At 71.3% G+C, this 15,610-nt stretch carries 9 protein-coding genes; 7 read left to right on the top strand and 2 right to left on the bottom strand.

Annotated elements, in window-relative coordinates:
• Positions 1 to 116: 116 nt before the first annotated feature.
• Positions 117 to 1,439: an MATE family efflux transporter gene (locus tag PV963_RS12360; RefSeq protein ID WP_274815689.1), complete on the top strand. Its 1,323-nt coding sequence runs from the start codon at positions 117 to 119 to the stop codon at positions 1,437 to 1,439.
• On the opposite strand, the gene PV963_RS12355 is transcribed toward PV963_RS12360, so the two are convergent.
• Positions 1,400 to 2,635 (bottom strand): glycosyltransferase family 87 protein, encoded by a 1,236-nt coding sequence (locus PV963_RS12355; RefSeq protein WP_274815688.1) that lies wholly within the window; start codon positions 2,633 to 2,635, stop codon positions 1,400 to 1,402. The two genes, PV963_RS12360 and PV963_RS12355, sit on opposite strands and share 40 nt — an antisense overlap.
• Before the next feature lie 117 nt (positions 2,636 to 2,752).
• Between PV963_RS12355 and PV963_RS12350 the strand changes: the two genes are divergently transcribed.
• Together PV963_RS12350 and PV963_RS12345 are read left to right on the top strand one after the other, a co-directional pair.
• Positions 2,753 to 3,895, top strand: coding sequence for a glycosyltransferase family 4 protein (locus PV963_RS12350; protein WP_274815687.1), 1,143 nt, complete (start codon positions 2,753 to 2,755; stop codon positions 3,893 to 3,895).
• Positions 3,896 to 4,067: 172 nt separating this feature from the next.
• The gene (locus PV963_RS12345; RefSeq protein WP_274815686.1) at positions 4,068 to 5,654 is read left to right on the top strand and encodes a GMC oxidoreductase; all 1,587 of its coding nucleotides are present in this window, start codon (positions 4,068 to 4,070) and stop codon (positions 5,652 to 5,654) included.
• A 405-nt stretch (positions 5,655 to 6,059) separates the two neighbouring features.
• On the opposite strand, the gene PV963_RS12340 is transcribed toward PV963_RS12345, so the two are convergent.
• The gene (locus PV963_RS12340) at positions 6,060 to 9,962 is read right to left on the bottom strand and encodes a polymorphic toxin-type HINT domain-containing protein (protein ID WP_274815685.1); all 3,903 of its coding nucleotides are present in this window, start codon (positions 9,960 to 9,962) and stop codon (positions 6,060 to 6,062) included.
• A gap of 362 nt (positions 9,963 to 10,324) precedes the next feature.
• Between PV963_RS12340 and PV963_RS12335 the strand changes: the two genes are divergently transcribed.
• The 4 genes from PV963_RS12335 (at position 10,325) to PV963_RS12320 (ending at position 15,591) form a co-directional block, all read left to right on the top strand.
• The gene (locus PV963_RS12335) at positions 10,325 to 10,843 is read left to right on the top strand and encodes a hypothetical protein (RefSeq protein WP_274815684.1); all 519 of its coding nucleotides are present in this window, start codon (positions 10,325 to 10,327) and stop codon (positions 10,841 to 10,843) included.
• Positions 10,844 to 10,967: 124 nt separating this feature from the next.
• A complete protein-coding gene (locus tag PV963_RS12330) occupies positions 10,968 to 13,151 on the top strand; it encodes a S1 family peptidase (RefSeq protein WP_274815683.1) in 2,184 nt (727 codons plus the stop codon).
• 119 nt (positions 13,152 to 13,270) lie between these two features.
• Positions 13,271 to 14,191, top strand: coding sequence for an alpha/beta hydrolase (locus tag PV963_RS12325; protein WP_274815682.1), 921 nt, complete (start codon positions 13,271 to 13,273; stop codon positions 14,189 to 14,191).
• On the top strand, positions 14,188 to 15,591 hold the full coding sequence (locus PV963_RS12320; protein ID WP_274815681.1) for an FG-GAP repeat protein: 1,404 nt from the start codon (positions 14,188 to 14,190) through the stop codon (positions 15,589 to 15,591). Before PV963_RS12325 ends, PV963_RS12320 begins: the two co-directional genes overlap by 4 nt.
• The last annotated feature ends 19 nt before the right edge of the window (positions 15,592 to 15,610 follow it).

Here is a 15,610-nt window from a genome sequence, read left to right as displayed (position 1 = left end):
TCCTTGCGAGTGCGTGAGCCCTCATGTTACCTCTTAACGAGCTACCTCGAACCGAGCTAGCTCGGACCGAGGTTCACAAGGACCGAGGTTCACCAGGACTCAGGGGGACAGTCACCGTGAACGCCTACCGCAGGCAACTCCTCCAGCTCGCCCGCCCCGTCTACCTCTCGCTCCTGGCGTCCGTCGCCGCCGGGATCATCAACACCGTCTGGGTCGCCCGGCTGGGCGGTCCGGCCGTGGCCGCCGTGGCCGTGGCGACCACCACGGAGAACGTGCTGCTCGGCATCGCCCTGGTCTTCGGCTCCGGCACGACCGTGCTGGTCGCACACGCCCGGGGCGCCCGCGACCCCGCCGCCGTACGGGCGGCCGTGCGCGGCGGCTGGGCGCTGTGGGCGCTGGTGACACCCCTGGTGGTGGCGGGCGGCCTGCTCGGCCGCGAACTACTGGCCCGGCTGGTGCTGGGCGGGGCCGACGGCGCGGCCCTCCCGCTCGCCGTCGCGTACTTCGCGCTCTCCATGCCCGGCATGGCCGTCTTCTTCGCCCAGCAACTCGTCGACGGCGTCCTCAAGGGCACCGGCGACACCAGAACCCCGATGCGGCTCGCGCTGCTGTCCAACGGCCTGATCCTGGCCCTCGACCCGTTCCTCATCCACCTCTACGGCGTCAAGGGCGCCGCCGCCTCCACGGTGCTGTGCCGGTCCGTGGCGCTCGGGGCCGGACTCGTCGCGCTCCGACGCAACGCACTGCTGCGCAGCGCCCGCGGCGCGGCACCGGACGAGTCCCTGGCCGTCTCCCTGCGCCGGACGCTGACGACCGGCCTGCCCATGTCCGCCGACTTCACCGTGCGGCAGGCGGGCGCCCTGGTCCTGGTCGCGATCGTGGCGCGGCTCGGGGTGACGGCGGTGGCCGCGTACTCGATCGCCTACAAGGTCATGTACGTGGCGACCATGGCCTTCTACGCCGTCCGCCAGGCCGCGTCCATCCACACCGCGCACACGCGGGGTGGGGGAAGGGACGCGCGCCGGGAGATCGGACGGCAGGCCGTGCTCGTCTCCGGAGCCATCGGCCTCGCCGCGGCCGTACTGCTGGCCGTCACCGCCCCGTGGCTCATGGCCGCCTTCGGCGCCGGACCCGGGGTCGCGGCCGAGGGTGTGCTGTTCCTGCGCTGCGTCGGGCCCTACCTGCTGCTGATGGCCTGCCTCATCGCGCTCGGCGGGGTCTTCGAGGGCGGCGGGGACGCCCCGAGGCTGCTGCGCGTGACCGTGCTCGGGACGGCGGTCCAGCTGCCGCTCGCGTACAGCCTGACGGGGCTCGGGCTGCCCGGTGTGTGCCTCGCGCTGGCGGTGGCGACGGCGGTGCAGTGTGTGCTCGCGGGCGTGCTGTTCCGGCGGGCTCCGGCTCAGGTGGAGACCGGGGTCTCGTCGGTGCGGGTGGGCTGAGCGGGCACGGGAGCCGGGGCCGTGCGCGGTACCGTCGCCCGCCACAGGGCGCGGGCGGCGAGGAGCGCGGCGGCCACCAGGAGGCCGTTGCGCAGGAACAGCAGGGTCAGCCCGAGTCCGTCGCTGGCCACCACGTTGCCGAAGTAGAGCGGGAACTCCAGCACCGTCACGAAGCACGCCACCAGGACGAGCCCGACCGGCAGCCGCATCCGGCTCCCGGGGAAGTACAGGCAGACCGCTGCCAGCCCGACCAGCCACACCATGTACTGCGGGCTGATCACCCGGCTGGTGGTGGTGAACATCAGCACCGCCACGAAGGCCGCGTCGGCGAGCGTGTGCTCCTCGAAGTGCCGGGCCAGCAGCCGCCACAGCACCAGCCAGCCGAACGCCGCCCCCGTCAGGAACAGCGCGCCCGTGCTCACCTCGCTCACATACGGCCCGAGGAACTCGATCGAGCCGTAGTTCAGCCGCACCTCGCCCTCCCAGCCGAAGTGCCGGGCGACATGGAAGACCAGCGCGCCGAGCGACTCCACCTCGGTGCCCCGGTCGCGCTGGAAGGTCAGGAAGGCGAACGCCCCCGGCATGACCAGGGCGAACACGCCCGTCACCGCGATGCCGGTCACCAGGGCCGACACCCAGGAGGCGGGTCGGCGGGCAGCCAGGAGGAGCATCGCCGGCCAGACCTTCAGCAGCGCCCCGAACGCGGCCAGCGCCCCCATCACCCTTGGGTGCCGGGCGCCCGCGAGCAGCGCCGCCACGGCCACCGCCGTGACCATCACGTCGTAGCGCGCGTACACCGTCGGCCCGAGCAGCGGCACGCCCGCCACCCAAACCCAGGCGCCGCGCAGCGACCTGCCGGGGCGCCGGCCCGCGTACGCCAGCAGGGCCAGGACGGCCAGGTCGGTGACGCAGACCAGCACGAAGAACGCGGTCGCGTAGGGCAGGAAGGGCAGCAGGCCGGGGGAGAGGATGGCCAGCGCGGCGGCGGGCGGATACTGCCAGGTGACGTCGTCCTGAGGGAACGTTCCGCTGCGCAGGACGTCGTACCAGCCCTGGTAGATCACGGACACGTCGCTCGTCACGTCCGGGCCGGGGAAGACGTACACCTTCAGCACGAACAGCAGCAGCACCAGCCTCGTGAGACACCAGACCACCAGCAGACATGCCAGGGACCGCCTCGTGCCCGTCGTCCTCACCTGATCCCTGCCCGTCCGCGTGCCGTGTCGAGGAGGCCATGATGTCCCCGACAGCCGTGAGCGTGCCACACCTGCCGGCGCGTACGGCCCTGAGGGCCGGTTGGGTAGGGTCGGCGCGTGCGCAAGACCCTGATCGTGACGAACGACTTCCCGCCCCGGCCGGGCGGCATCCAGGCGTTTCTGCACAACATGGCGCTACGGCTGGACCCGCAGCGGCTGGTCGTCTACGCGTCGACCTGGAAGCGGAGCCGGGAGGGCGTGGAGGCGACCGCCGCCTTCGACGCCGAGCAGCCCTTCACCGTCGTACGGGACCGTACGACCATGCTGCTGCCGACCCCGGGTGTCACCCGGCGGGCCGTCGGGCTGCTGCGGGAGCACGGGTGCACCTCGGTGTGGTTCGGGGCGGCCGCCCCCCTCGGCCTGATGGCGCCGGCACTGCGGAGCGCGGGCGCCGAACGGCTGGTGGCCACCACGCACGGGCACGAGGCCGGCTGGGCGCAACTGCCCGCCGCCCGGCAGCTGCTGCGCCGCATCGGCGACTCCACGGACACGATCACCTACCTCGGCGAGTACACGCGCTCCCGGATCGCCGGCGCGCTGAGCCCGCGGGCGGCCGCGCGGATGGCGCAGCTGCCGCCGGGCGTCGACGAGAAGACCTTCCACCCCGGTTCGGGCGGCGACGAGATCCGGGCGAGGCTCGGCCTGACGGACCGCCCGGTCGTGGTGTGCGTCTCCCGGCTGGTGCGGCGCAAGGGCCAGGACACCCTGATCCAGGCCATGCCCCGGATCCTGGCGGCCGAGCCGGACGCCGTGCTGCTGATCGTCGGGGGCGGCCCGTACGAGAAGGACCTCCGCAAGCTCGCCCACGACACGGGCGTAGCCGGCTCCGTCCGCTTCACGGGCCCGGTGCCCTGGGCGGAGCTGCCCGCCCACTACGGCGCCGGCGACGTCTTCGCCATGCCCTGCCGCACCCGCCGCGGCGGCCTGGACGTCGAGGGCCTCGGCATCGTCTACCTGGAGGCCTCCGCGACGGGCCTCCCGGTCGTCGCCGGCGACTCGGGCGGCGCACCGGACGCGGTCCTGGACGGCGAGACGGGCTGGGTGGTCCGGGGCGGCTCTGCCGAGGAGGCGGCCGACCGCATCATCACCCTCCTGGCAGACGCCGAGCTGCGCCGCAGGATGGGCGAGCGGGGCAGGGAATGGGTCGAGGGGAAGTGGCGCTGGGACCTGCTCGCGGAGCACCTCAAAAGCTTGCTGTAGTGCGGTTGGCCTTTCAGGCGCGGGGGAACTGCGCGATCAACCACGAACCACCCGCACCCGCCCACAACGATCAAGCGGCGCCCCACTAGGCGGAACCCCAAAATCCGCCGATGCTGCGCCTATGACAGCAAACCTGACGCATCGTCACATGACAAGACGTCAAATCATCGGCATGGCAGCCCTGCAAACCGCAGCCACCCTCGGCTTCACCCGCATCGGCCTCCAAACCGCCCGAGCCGCCGAGCCCGACGCAGTCGACACCGCCCCCGCCATCGTCGTCGGTTCCGGCTACGGCGGCGCCGTGGCCGCCCTCCGCCTCGGCCAGGCCGGCATCCGCACGCTCGTCCTCGAGATGGGCCGCCTCTGGAACACCCCCGGCCCCGACGGCAAGGTCTTCTGCTCCACCCGCGCCCCGGACCAGCGCTCCATGTGGTTCCGCACCCGCACCGAGGCCCCGCTCGCCACGTTCCTCTGGCTCGACCTGGTCAACCGGGACATCAGCGCCTACCCGGGCGTCCTGGACCGGGTGCACTACGACCACATGTCCGTGTACGTGGGACGGGGCGTCGGCGGCGGCTCCCTGGTCAACGGCGGTATGGCGGTTACCCCGCTCCGCTCCTACTTCGCCGAGCAGTTCCCCACCGTGGACACCGCGGAGATGTACAGCACGTACTTCCCACGCGCCCGCTCCATGCTGGGAGTCAACACCATCGACCCCGCGTGGTTCGAAGCCACCGAGTGGTACCGCTTCACCCGGATCTCCCGCACCCACGCGGACAACGCCGGCCTGAAGACCACCTTCGTGCCGAACGTCTACGACTTCGGCCACATGGAGCGCGAGGCGGCCGGCACGGCCACCAAGTCGGCTCTCGCGGGCGAGGTCATCTACGGCAACAACCACGGCAAGCGCAGCCTCGACAAGACGTACCTCGCCTCCGCGCTCGGCACCGGGAACGTCACGATCCACACCCTGGAGAAGGTCCGCGCGATCAGCCGGGCACCGGACGGGAGCTACGTCCTGACCGCCGAGCGCATCGACGAGACCGGCCGGGTCGTCGAGACCAAGGAGTACGGCTGCACGTACCTCTTCCTCGGCGGCGGCAGCCTCGGAACCACCGAACTGCTGCTGCGCGCCCGGGAGACGGGCGCCCTGCCCGATCTCGACCCCGGTGTCGGCACCGGCTGGGGCACCAACGGCAACGTGATGCTCGGCCGGGCCAACCACCTGTGGGACACGGTAGGTGCGAACCAGTCGACCATGCCGGTCATGGGCATCGACGACTGGGCCAACACCGCCAACCCCGTGTTCGCCGAGATCGCCCCGCTGCCGACCGGGCTGGAGCACTGGGTGAGTCTCTATCTGGCGATCACCGGGAACCGGGAGCGGGCGTCCTTCTCGTACGACACCGGACCGGGCGAGGTACGGCTCGGCTGGACGGCCGCCCACAGCGCGGTCTCCGTCGCCATGGCCAAGAAGCTGTTCGACCGGATCAACGCGGCCAACTCGACGATCTACCGGTACGACCTGTTCGGGTCGAGCAGCAAGGTCTTCGCCGACGACTTCACTTACCACCCGCTGGGCGGCTGCGTACTGGGCCGGGCGACGGACGACCACGGGCGGGTGAAGGGCTACCCCAGGCTGTACGTCACCGACGGCTCGCTCGTGCCCGGGTCGATCGGGGTCAATCCCTTCCTGACCATCACGGCCCTCGCCGAACGCACGATGGCGCGGATCCTCGCCGAGGACACCGCGCCCTGAGGGCGGACCGGCCGGTTGCAGGTCTTCCTCCGCGTCCTCTTCGACGATGCCGGGGATGCCTGCGGGGATGTCCACTCATCGAGGGAGGCGGGCCCGTCGTGCGGCACGACGAGGGGTCGGTTCGGAAGCAACCGAACCGACCCCTACGCACCCATGGCCTTACGGTCCCCTTCTACGGCTTCTTCTCCAGGAGTTCGATGTTCGACCACAGGCCGTCCAGCCCGAAACGGGCCAGATACTGCTCAAGGATGAGGAACGGCGGATTCGCATCCGGTTTCCGATCCACCCACACCGTGTCGCACTCGTAGCACACCTGGAAAGTCTCGGACTCCCCTGGAACACGGGCGCGGGCACGAGTCACCCATCCCTGGTTGCAGCGCGGGCACCAGATCACGGCTGCCTCCCTCATAGTTGCGGATACGCGGAAATGACTCGCGTCGTGCCAGGGACGACCACGACCCTCAGATTCCTCTCGCCCAACGTACCGATGGTCCGCCCCATGGGCACCACATACGCGGCCGGGTCGTTGGGTACGTGAGCGCCCCGTTTCAGCCACGCCTCATCGATCAGGCTGAGGATGGCTGCCTGGTCCGGGTTGCTGAAGACGCTGTGGACAGTCTTCGTCGGGTCGGGCCTCGCATGCTCCATCACGTGTGTCACACGGTGTCCCTGCGATGATCCGGGACCGTAGATGAGTCCCGCCGGTGACTCGAACCGGTCGCCGCCGAGGTTCTTGAACCCCACCGGGCAGCTCGCGTTGTGGACGAGTACGGGAGTGTTTCCGGCCAGCACGTAGAAGGTGTGCAGGTCACCGACCGTGAGAGTGAAGGTCTGGGCGTTCCGCGCGTAGGACTCGCTCGCGCGGACCTCGAGCGTGCCGCCGTCCGCGTCGCGGAGCGTCATACCCGGCCGCAGAGCGCGGGCCTCGACCCAGGTTCGCTCGGACGGCGACCAGAAGGGATGTTCGCTGGTGGCCGTGAGCCGGCGAACGCCGGTCCGGGTCTCGATCGACAGCTCGGTGAACGCCTTGTCGTGGTTGGTCACGACGAGGTTCGTCACCTCACGCGGGCCGGTCTCGCCGGTGATCGGGTCTGTGGCGACGACCATGTCACCGGGCTCGACCGACTCGATGTCCTTCGTGCCACCGTCGGCCATGAGCACCCTGGTCCCAGCGAGGAAACACTGGAAGCACTTCAGGGCTTTGGCGACGCGCGTTCCCGAGACGAGGTCTTCGAAGTTCTCGAGTTGCTTGAGCACCTTGAGCTTCCCGACGGGAAGCACGGACATACCGGCTGTGAGGCACTTGCCGAGCGTCGGGTTCTCGTAACAGTCCTCGACGTCGTTGATGCCGAGGACGCCCCAGGCGATCGCCGTGAGAGTCGGGTCGGGCTTGGGTACCTCGAGCACGGCCTCGCCGGGGCCGTACAGACAGTTGATGAGGGCGCCGACCTGATCGTGGTTGGGATTGGGAACACAGCGGCGGGGCTCCGGCTTGCTCTCCCGGGCCAGCCGGCGCTGTTCTTCGGCACGTCGGCGTGCCTCGGCTTCCTCGGCCTGACGCAGGTCCTTCACCCGGTGCCACGCCTGTGAGGCCGCGGCCTTGGCCTCCGCGGCGCTCTTGCCGGCGGCGAGGGCTTCGCTGCGCGCCTCGGCTTCTGCGTCCGCTGCCTGCGCGGCTGAGCTGCGGGCGTAGTTCGCGGAGAACTCCGCTTGTGCGGCGGACTCCTCGGCGGCGACCGCGTCCTGCTGGGCCCGGTCGGCGGCTGCGCGGGCTGTGGTGGCGGACTGTTGTGCCTTGGCGGCGCTGGTCTCGGCGCTGTCGGCGGCCTTGTCGGCCTTTACGGCATAGCCGGCGGCCTGGTCCGCGCTCTTCTGCGCTTCCGTCTTGGCGACAGCAGCTTCTTCTGCGGCCTGGTTGGCCTCGGCTGCTGCCTTGGCGGCGAGCCAGCGGTTGTGCTGGGCCTTGGCGGCGATGATGCCGCCCTCCGCGATCAGCCGCTGGACCTGTGCCTCATGGGTCGAGGCGAGCTGGTCCTTGCGCTCGGCCATGTACCGGCCGACCTCGACGAAGTCGTGCAGCAGGTCCGGCGACCCGGTCAGGGCGATCTTCGCCGCGGCCTGTACCTCGGGGCCGCCGCTGTTGACCAGCTGGCTGGCCGTCATGCGCTGGTCGCTGTTGAGGGCGACGTACCGGGTGCTGCTGATGAACGCGAGGAGGGTCCTGGCGCTGCCGTCGTCGAGGGCCTTTTGCGCGGCCTCCTTCACTCCCGGTCCGCCGGTGTTGTGGATCTGGGAGACTTTGACCCGGTAGTCGGCGAGCCCGGCTTCGTACTGGCCGGCGGTGTAGAAGTCACGGATTTGCTGCTCCGTGCCGCTCAATGCGTTGGTGGCGGCCGTTCGCACCGACGGGTACGGGCTGTTCGACGCCAGGTCGGCGACCTGTTGCTGGATCTCGTCCTGCTCCGCCTGTTTCCAGCCCGTGCGCAGGTACTCCAGGACGTCCGCATCGTTGCCGGCCAGCGCCTTGGCGGCCGCTTCCTGGCGCCAGGAACCGAAGTACTTCAGGGCGCGCAGGGCCACGGCGCGGCCCTGCTTGACCAGCGCATCGGCGTCCGCGTCGGGCTTGACGGCTTCGGCGGACAGCGCCGCTGTGTCGTCGGTGATGGCCTTGCCCTCGAGCAGGTTCCCCGAGAGTGCCTTGGTGAACTCGTCCCCCGTGGCCTTGTAGGACTTGGCGCGCTCCATCGCGGCCGTGGTGCGGGTCGCGAGATCCTCGACCTCGGTCTCCCGAGCGATGTCGAAGGTCCTCTGGGCAGTTGTGACGGCCGTCGTCGCGGCGTCAGCGGCGATCTGGGCCGCTTTGGCTTGTTTGGTCGCCTCGGTCGCGGCGTCGGCCGCCTCGCCCGCGTTAAGGGCTGCCTCCTCCGCGGCGGTCGCCGCGTTCTTGGCGTGAGCGGCGGAGGAGTTGGCCGCGTCTCGGGCCTCGGCCGCCGCCGTGGCCGACTTGCGCGCCAGCGTCTCGGCAGCGCCGGCGGCACGGTTGGCTTCGGCCGCGTGGCGGCGGGTCTCGGCTGCGGCGGCCTTGGCCTGCGTCGACGACACGCCGGCGGCGGCGGCGTAGCCGGCGGCGTCGTCGGCGGCGTCAGCGGCCAGATTGGCGTTGGCACCGGCGCTTCTGGACGCAGCGGCCGCGGTGGCGGCGGCGAGTGACGCCTTGCTGGCCTGGTCGGCGGCCTTGCCTGACTGCGTGGCCAGTTGTGCGGCCGCATTGGCCGCCTTGGCCAACGTGAACGCGTTCTCCGCCTGTGATCTGTCTTTGCTCGCAGCGATGGCCGCGTTGTACGCCCGCGTGGCCGCATCAGCGGCGGCCGCGGCGGCGTTCGCGGTCTGAGCTGCGGCCAGCGCGGCGATCCGGGCCGAGCGGTTGGCGGCATTGGCCGCGCCGATGGCCGTCTGCGCAGCGGATGCGGCGGCGCGGGCAGCGTCGGCGGCCTGCTTGGCCTTGACCGCGGCCCGGGATGCGTCGTTCTTGGCCGCCTCCGTCTCCCTGGCGGCCTTGGCCGCAGCCTCCTTCGCCAGTGCCGAAGCGGCGATCGCCTTCTCGGAGGCCTCCTGGGCCGACTTGGTGGCGTCCTCCGCGCGCTTGCCGGCCTGCTGGGCCTGCTCGGTCAGCTGGGCGATGGTGGCATGCTCTTGATCGCGATTGCGCGCGACGAACTGGCCTACCTCCAGGAACTCCACCAGGTCGTCAGGGGTGCCCTGCAGGGCCAGCTTTGCTGCCGCCTTCACATTGGTGCCACCGGAGTTGTAAAGCTTCGAAACCTCGACCCGGTTGTCCGTGACGCGTGCCCTGTACTGGCCATCCTCGAGGAACTCGGCAACGTCCTCAGGGGTGCCTTGAAGAGCCTTCGTCCCGGCGTCCTTCACCCCGGCACCGCCCAGGTTGACGACGCGCGAGACCTCGACTCTCTGATCCTGCTGGTGCGGGGCCTTCCAGCCACCGCTCAGGAACGCGTGCAAGTCCTCCGGGGTGCCGGAGAGAGCCTGCTTGGCCGCCTCGCGCACGGCCGGGCCGCCGGCGTTCAGGACTCGGCTGGCGTCCACCTTGTCATCGGCCAGCTCCAGCGCGGGCTTGGCCTCGATGAACTGCCGGATGTCCTCCTCGGTGCCGAGCAGCGCCTGCTCAGCGGCCTCTTTGACACCGGTTCCGCCGTCCATCCAGTAGTTGACCACGACGGCGCGGTCCGGCACCGCGGACGAGCCCTCGGCTGCGGCCGGTGACGTGCCCAGCAGCCCTGTCGCCAACACCGCCGACAGCGCGGCGGCGCCGGCCCGTGGGCTCCACCTCCCTCCCGGTCTCCTTCTGCGTCGCCACCTCAGGCGTATGGGGTCTAACTGCTGGTTCACTGATGGTTCCTTCCATGACAAAGCGTGAAGAACTACTGCACAAGACCGCTTTGAGGTTCAAAGGGGCAGACTCGACTGTGTGGCGCGGTTGCGGCATTTACATCTGTCACGCGGAGCGCTTGGCCGAAATCGGGTGGCTCGTCAAGCCTGACCGGCCTGATTTGAGCGGTAGTTGCAGTGTGCTCACCAGATTCTTACATGTGCTTTACTTTTGCCAAGCGGAGGGGGGATCCGCTCCCTCGTCATCTATGGAGAAGAAACACATGGCGATACCGCGTGCCCGTAAGGCACTTGCGATCGGCCTCTCGAGTGCCCTCGCGGCAGGTCTGGGAGCCCTGGCCCTGCTCACGCCAGGTCCGGCTTCCGCCCAGACCGCGCAACCGGTGGCCGCTTCGGGGAGCGCCACCGACATGCCCGACGCGGTCGAGGACCACGCCTACCCGGGTGCCGACCGGGTGAAGACGGAACGGGGCATCACGCTCAAGCGCGGCGACGGTCACATCGTCCTCGTGCAGTGCAGCGAGGCGTGGAACATCAAGGTCGAGTCGCGCCTGGACAACGGCGGCTACTGTTTCCGCGCGACAGCGAAGACAGGCTTCCTCACCATGGAACTGCCCGATGCCTACGGTGTCTGGACCGAGGAGCACCCCGTCGAGGCGACCTTGAGCGCCGAGGGCAAGGAGACCGTGCTCTCCGTGCCGGCCAACGAGTATCAGCCGGTGGGCGAGGCCGGCGACACCGGTCTGCGCTCCGTGCTCGTCGAACTGCGCGTCACCGGCTGAGCCGTCCGACCGCCACGCCGGCCCGGTCATCGAAGTTCCTTGCCTTCTGTGCGGCAGCCGCCCCGGCCGACCTCCGGCACACGCACCATGCGGCCCGCGAATCTGAATCACCAGGAAAACTCACGTGTCCAAGAACCGCCCTCGCGCGGGGCTGACAAGCACTGTGCTCGCGGCCGCCGTCGCCGCCGGAGCGCTCACTGCAGCCCCGGCACAGGCCGTCACCGGCAATGCCGCCGCAGACGGAACCTTCACTTTCACCGCCCGCATCGCCATCGGCAGCAGCGAGCGTGCCTGCACCGGTGCGCTGATCGACCCCCAGTGGATTGTCACCGCCGCAAGCTGTTTCGCCGACGACCCCGGCCAGACGTCCGCCGTCCGAGCGGGCAAACCCGCCAAGAACACCACCGCGACCATCGGCCGCACCGACCTGACCTCCACCGCCGGCCAGGTCCGAACCGTCGTCGAACTCGCCCCGCGCAGCGACCGCGACGTTGTTCTCGCCCGGCTGGACAAACCGGTCGCCGGCATCGCCCCGGTCAAGGTCAGCAGCACCGCTCCGGCCACAGGCGAGTCGCTGACGGTGCCGGGCTACGGCCGCACCAAGACCGAGTGGGTGCCGCTGAAGCTGCACACCGGCACTTTCACTGTGAACGCCATCTCCTCCGCCACCCTCCAGGTGACCGGCCGGAACGGCGCAGCCGTGTGCGCCGGTGACGCCGGTGGCCCCGCGCTGCGCTCCACCGCCGGCAGCTACGAGCTGGTATCCGTCAACAGCCGTTCATGGCAGGGTGGTTGCTTCGGCCAGGACCCGGCCGAAACTCGTACCGGCGCCGAAAACGTCCGCCTGGACGACCTCGGTGGCTGGATCGACTCGGTTGTCGACGCGGCCCGCATCACCGACTTCAACTGCGACGGCGTCCGCGACACCGCGATCGCCGACCCCGACGCGGCCGTCGGCGGCGACGCGGGCGCGGGCCTGGTCCGGGTCGTGTACGGCGGAGGCAAGGGCACTGCCGAGCTCACCCAGGACCTCGCCGCGGTGCCCGGCGGCTCGGAGGCGAAGGACCGGTTCGGCGCGACGCTCGCCACTTACGACCACAACCTCGACGGCTGCACCGACCTCGTCGTGGGCGCTCCGGCCGAGGACCTGGGAACGGCCACCGACGCCGGCATGGCCAGTATCCTCTACGGCGCCCCGGCCGGGCTGACCACCGGCAAGGCGGCCGTCAGCCTGGAGCAGGGGTCCGGCACCGGTGCTCTCGCCTCGATGGCGTCCGAGGCCGGCGACCAGTTCGGCGCCGCCCTCGCCGCCGGCACCACGCTCGCCGGTGACCCGTACCTGGCCGTCGGCGCGCCCGGCGAGGACGCCGCCGGGGGTCTCGGCGATGCGGGCGGAGTCGTCTACGTGCGCGGCACCGGCGCCACCAACGTCCTGATCCACCAGGACAAGTCGGGCGTGCCGGGTGCCATGGAGGCGGGCGACAAGTTCGGCTCCACCATCGCCGGTTCGCCGCAGCACCTCGTGGTGGGCGCCCCGGGCGAGGCCATCGGCACGCTGGCCGCCGCCGGCGGTGTCTCCCTGTTCAGCCACACCCTCAACGCCGACAAGCTGCCGACCGGCGTGACCGGTCTCGACCAGGACCTCGACACCGTCGAGGGCGGCGCGGAAGCCGACGACCGGTTCGGCGGGTCGCTGGCCCTGGTGCAGTACCGGGCCGGCGCCTCCGCGAACGGCACCGAGTCGATCCTGGCCGTCGGCTCGCCGGGTGAGGACGGCTCCCAGGCCGCCAACGCGGGCCGCGTCGACACCTTCCGTCTCACGGCCACCGGATTCACCCAGATCTCCGGCATCTACCAGGGCGCCTCCGGTGTCCCGGGCGCTACCGAGGCCGGGGACGCCTTCGGCCAGTCCCTGTCGGCCGTGAACACTGCCCCGGGCGCGGTCAGCACAGCGCAGAACACCCTGCTCGCCGTGGGCGTGCCCGGCGAGGACAGCACCGGCGCCACCGACGGCGGCACGGTCTACACCTTCAGCCTGACCAACGGCGCCTTCATCTCGACCGTGTACCCGGGCAAGTTCGGCATCCCCGGCGCACTGGGCAACGCGCAGAAGGTGGGCACCGCGCTCCACGCCACCGGTTCCGAGCTCTACCTCGGTCTGCCCAACGGGCCCGTCTCGTACGGATCCGCACACGCCGTGCCGTGGGCCAACGTCCTGGGCGGCGCCACGCAGCCGGTCACGACGTTCCAGCCGGGCACCGGCGGCCTGCCGGCGGCCGGTGAGACGTTCGGCTCCGTGATCCGCTGACGCACCGACGCCCCGGCCTCACCCGGTCGGTCCCGCGGCGGCACGCCTTATGCCGCCGCGGGACCGACCGTCCACTCACCTCTTCTTCTTCCGTTTCCTCCGCCCGAAAGCACACACCCATGCGCCGCTTACTGCTGCCCGCACTCGCCGCCCTCACCGTGACCGGCGCCGCCGCCCTGTCCACCACCGCATCGACGGCCCCGGCCGCCCAGTCGGCCCGCACGACACAGACCGTGCAGGCCGGCGCCGCGAACTCCGCCCACCGGTACGGCACCCACCCGCGCCAGACCCTCGACGCCCACTGGAACCAGAGCAGTTCCGGCCCCAAGCCGGCGCTGGTGCTGATCCACGGCGGCTATTGGTACCACCAGACCGACTGGTCCTCCTCCGCGGACCGCTTCGCCGCCGAGGGCTTCCAGGTGTTCGCCATCAAATACCGGCTCAACTTCGAGGCCGCGTGGCCCGCCCAGCGGGACGATGTCGCCGACGCCGTCGCCTGGATCCGTTCCCACGCCGCCGAGTTCGACGTCGACCCCGACCGTGTGCTGCTCCTCGGCTCCTCGGTCGGCGGCCAGCTCGCCACCGACGCGGCGACGCACGGCGCGGGCGCCCTCCGGCTCAAGGGCGTGGTCGCCCTCTCGCCCGTCGCCTCTCCCTACCGGGCGTGGAACGACGGCAACACCTCCACCGACGCCAAGAAGCGCAAACTGCGCGACAACTCGACTATCCTCGCCCGCTGTTACCCCGACTCCGGCGACACCTCCACCACGCTCCACCCCTCCTGCTGGGACACCTGGCGCAGCATGGTCTCCAAGAACTGGGTCGACCAGGCCGACGCCCCCATGTACCTGATCCACTCCGAAGACGACTTCGTGCCGCCTGTCCACTCCACCGACCTGAAGGCCACGGCCGAGGCCAAGGGGGTGCCCAGCGGCCGGATCCAGACGCAGGTCGTCGCCGGGGCCGCGCACGGCGGCTCCCTGCTGAGCGAGCCGGGCGTATACGACCGCATCGTCACCTGGCTGAAGAGCAAGGCATGAGGGCGGAGGCGCGAGCGCTCGCCCTCGTCGCCTGCGCCGTGCTGGCCGTGTCCGGCCTGACGACGCTTCCCGCACGCGCGGCGGGGCCCGGGACGCCGTACGACTTCGACGCCTCGGGTTCCTCCGACCTGGTCGCCGGCGCTCCCGAGGCCGCTTCGGCGGCGGGCTCGGTGACCGTCCTGTCCGGGTCCGCCGCAGGCCCCACCGCGACCGGCCGGCGCACGCTCACTCAGGACACCGGCTCGGTGCCCGGCGCCGTCGAGCCCGGAGACCGCTTCGGCGCCGCCACCGCCTCCGGCGACCTGGACGGCGACGGCCGCCTCGACCTGGTGGTCGGCTCACCCGGCGAGAACGACACCAGCGGCAACGCGGACCGGGGTTCGGTCACCGTCCTGACCGGGGCCTCGGGCCTGACGGCGGGCACGTCCTTCACCACGGGCGCCCACTGGGGGCCGCCGGACTCGGCTCGGCTCGGCACCGACGTGGAGGTGGGGGACGTCGACGGCGACGGCCTCGACGACGCGATCGGACTCGGCCCCGGCACCGCCGGCAGCGGCTCCTGGCTCGTCTGGCGCGACAGCGCCACCGGCACCGTCCACACCCACGGTGTCAGCTTCGACGCAGCGGTAGCCATCGACGGCGCCGTCGGCGACTTCGACGGCGACGGTTACGACGATGTGGCAGTGACGGTCGTCGACACCTACGGCATCGGCAAGGTCTTCGAGTTCACCGGCGGCCCGGACGGCCTCACCGGCGGATTCGGCGCCCAGGTGCCCCCGGGCCGTGCCCTCGACGCCGGCGACATCGACAAGGACGGCCGCGACGACCTGGTGGTGGGCCAGCCGCTCGCCGCCGACGCCCAGGGCCGGACGGGCGGACAGATCACCATCAAGCGGGGCCACGCCTGGGGTCTCAGCCATCCCGGCGACACCGTCACCGTCCATCAGGACACCGAAGGCATCCCCGGCATCGCCGAAGCGGGTGACGCCCTGGGCGCCTCGGTCGCACTGCGCGATGTCGACGGTGACGGCGTCCTGGACGTCCTGGCGGGACTGCCCGGCGAGGACCTCGGCGTGGCGGGCACCACCCGTGCCGACGCCGGTTCCGCCCTGGTCCTGCGGCTGACCACCGACCTGGCCGTGGCATCCGCGCGGGCCCTCAACCAGGGTGCGGACGGGATCACCGGTGCCGCCGAGGCCGGCGACCGCTTCGGCGCGGAGGTCGCCGCCGGCGACTACTCAGGAACCTCGGCCGTCGGCCTGACCGTCGGCGCCCCGGGCGAGAACTCCGGCGACGGCACCGTCGTCCACCTCGGCGCCGACGGCACGGCCGCCTTCATCGGGCCGGCCACGGCGGGCACTCCCGCCGACGCCGGCCTGGGCACCGTCCTCGCGCCCTAAGGGCGCTGGCGGCGCCCGA

Origin of the sequence: Streptomyces coeruleorubidus (assembly GCF_028885415.1) — a bacterium.
GTDB lineage: Bacteria > Actinomycetota > Actinomycetes > Streptomycetales > Streptomycetaceae > Streptomyces > Streptomyces coeruleorubidus_A.
The sequence above is the reverse complement of the archived record's forward strand: the minus strand, read 5'-3'. Positions and strand labels throughout refer to the sequence as shown.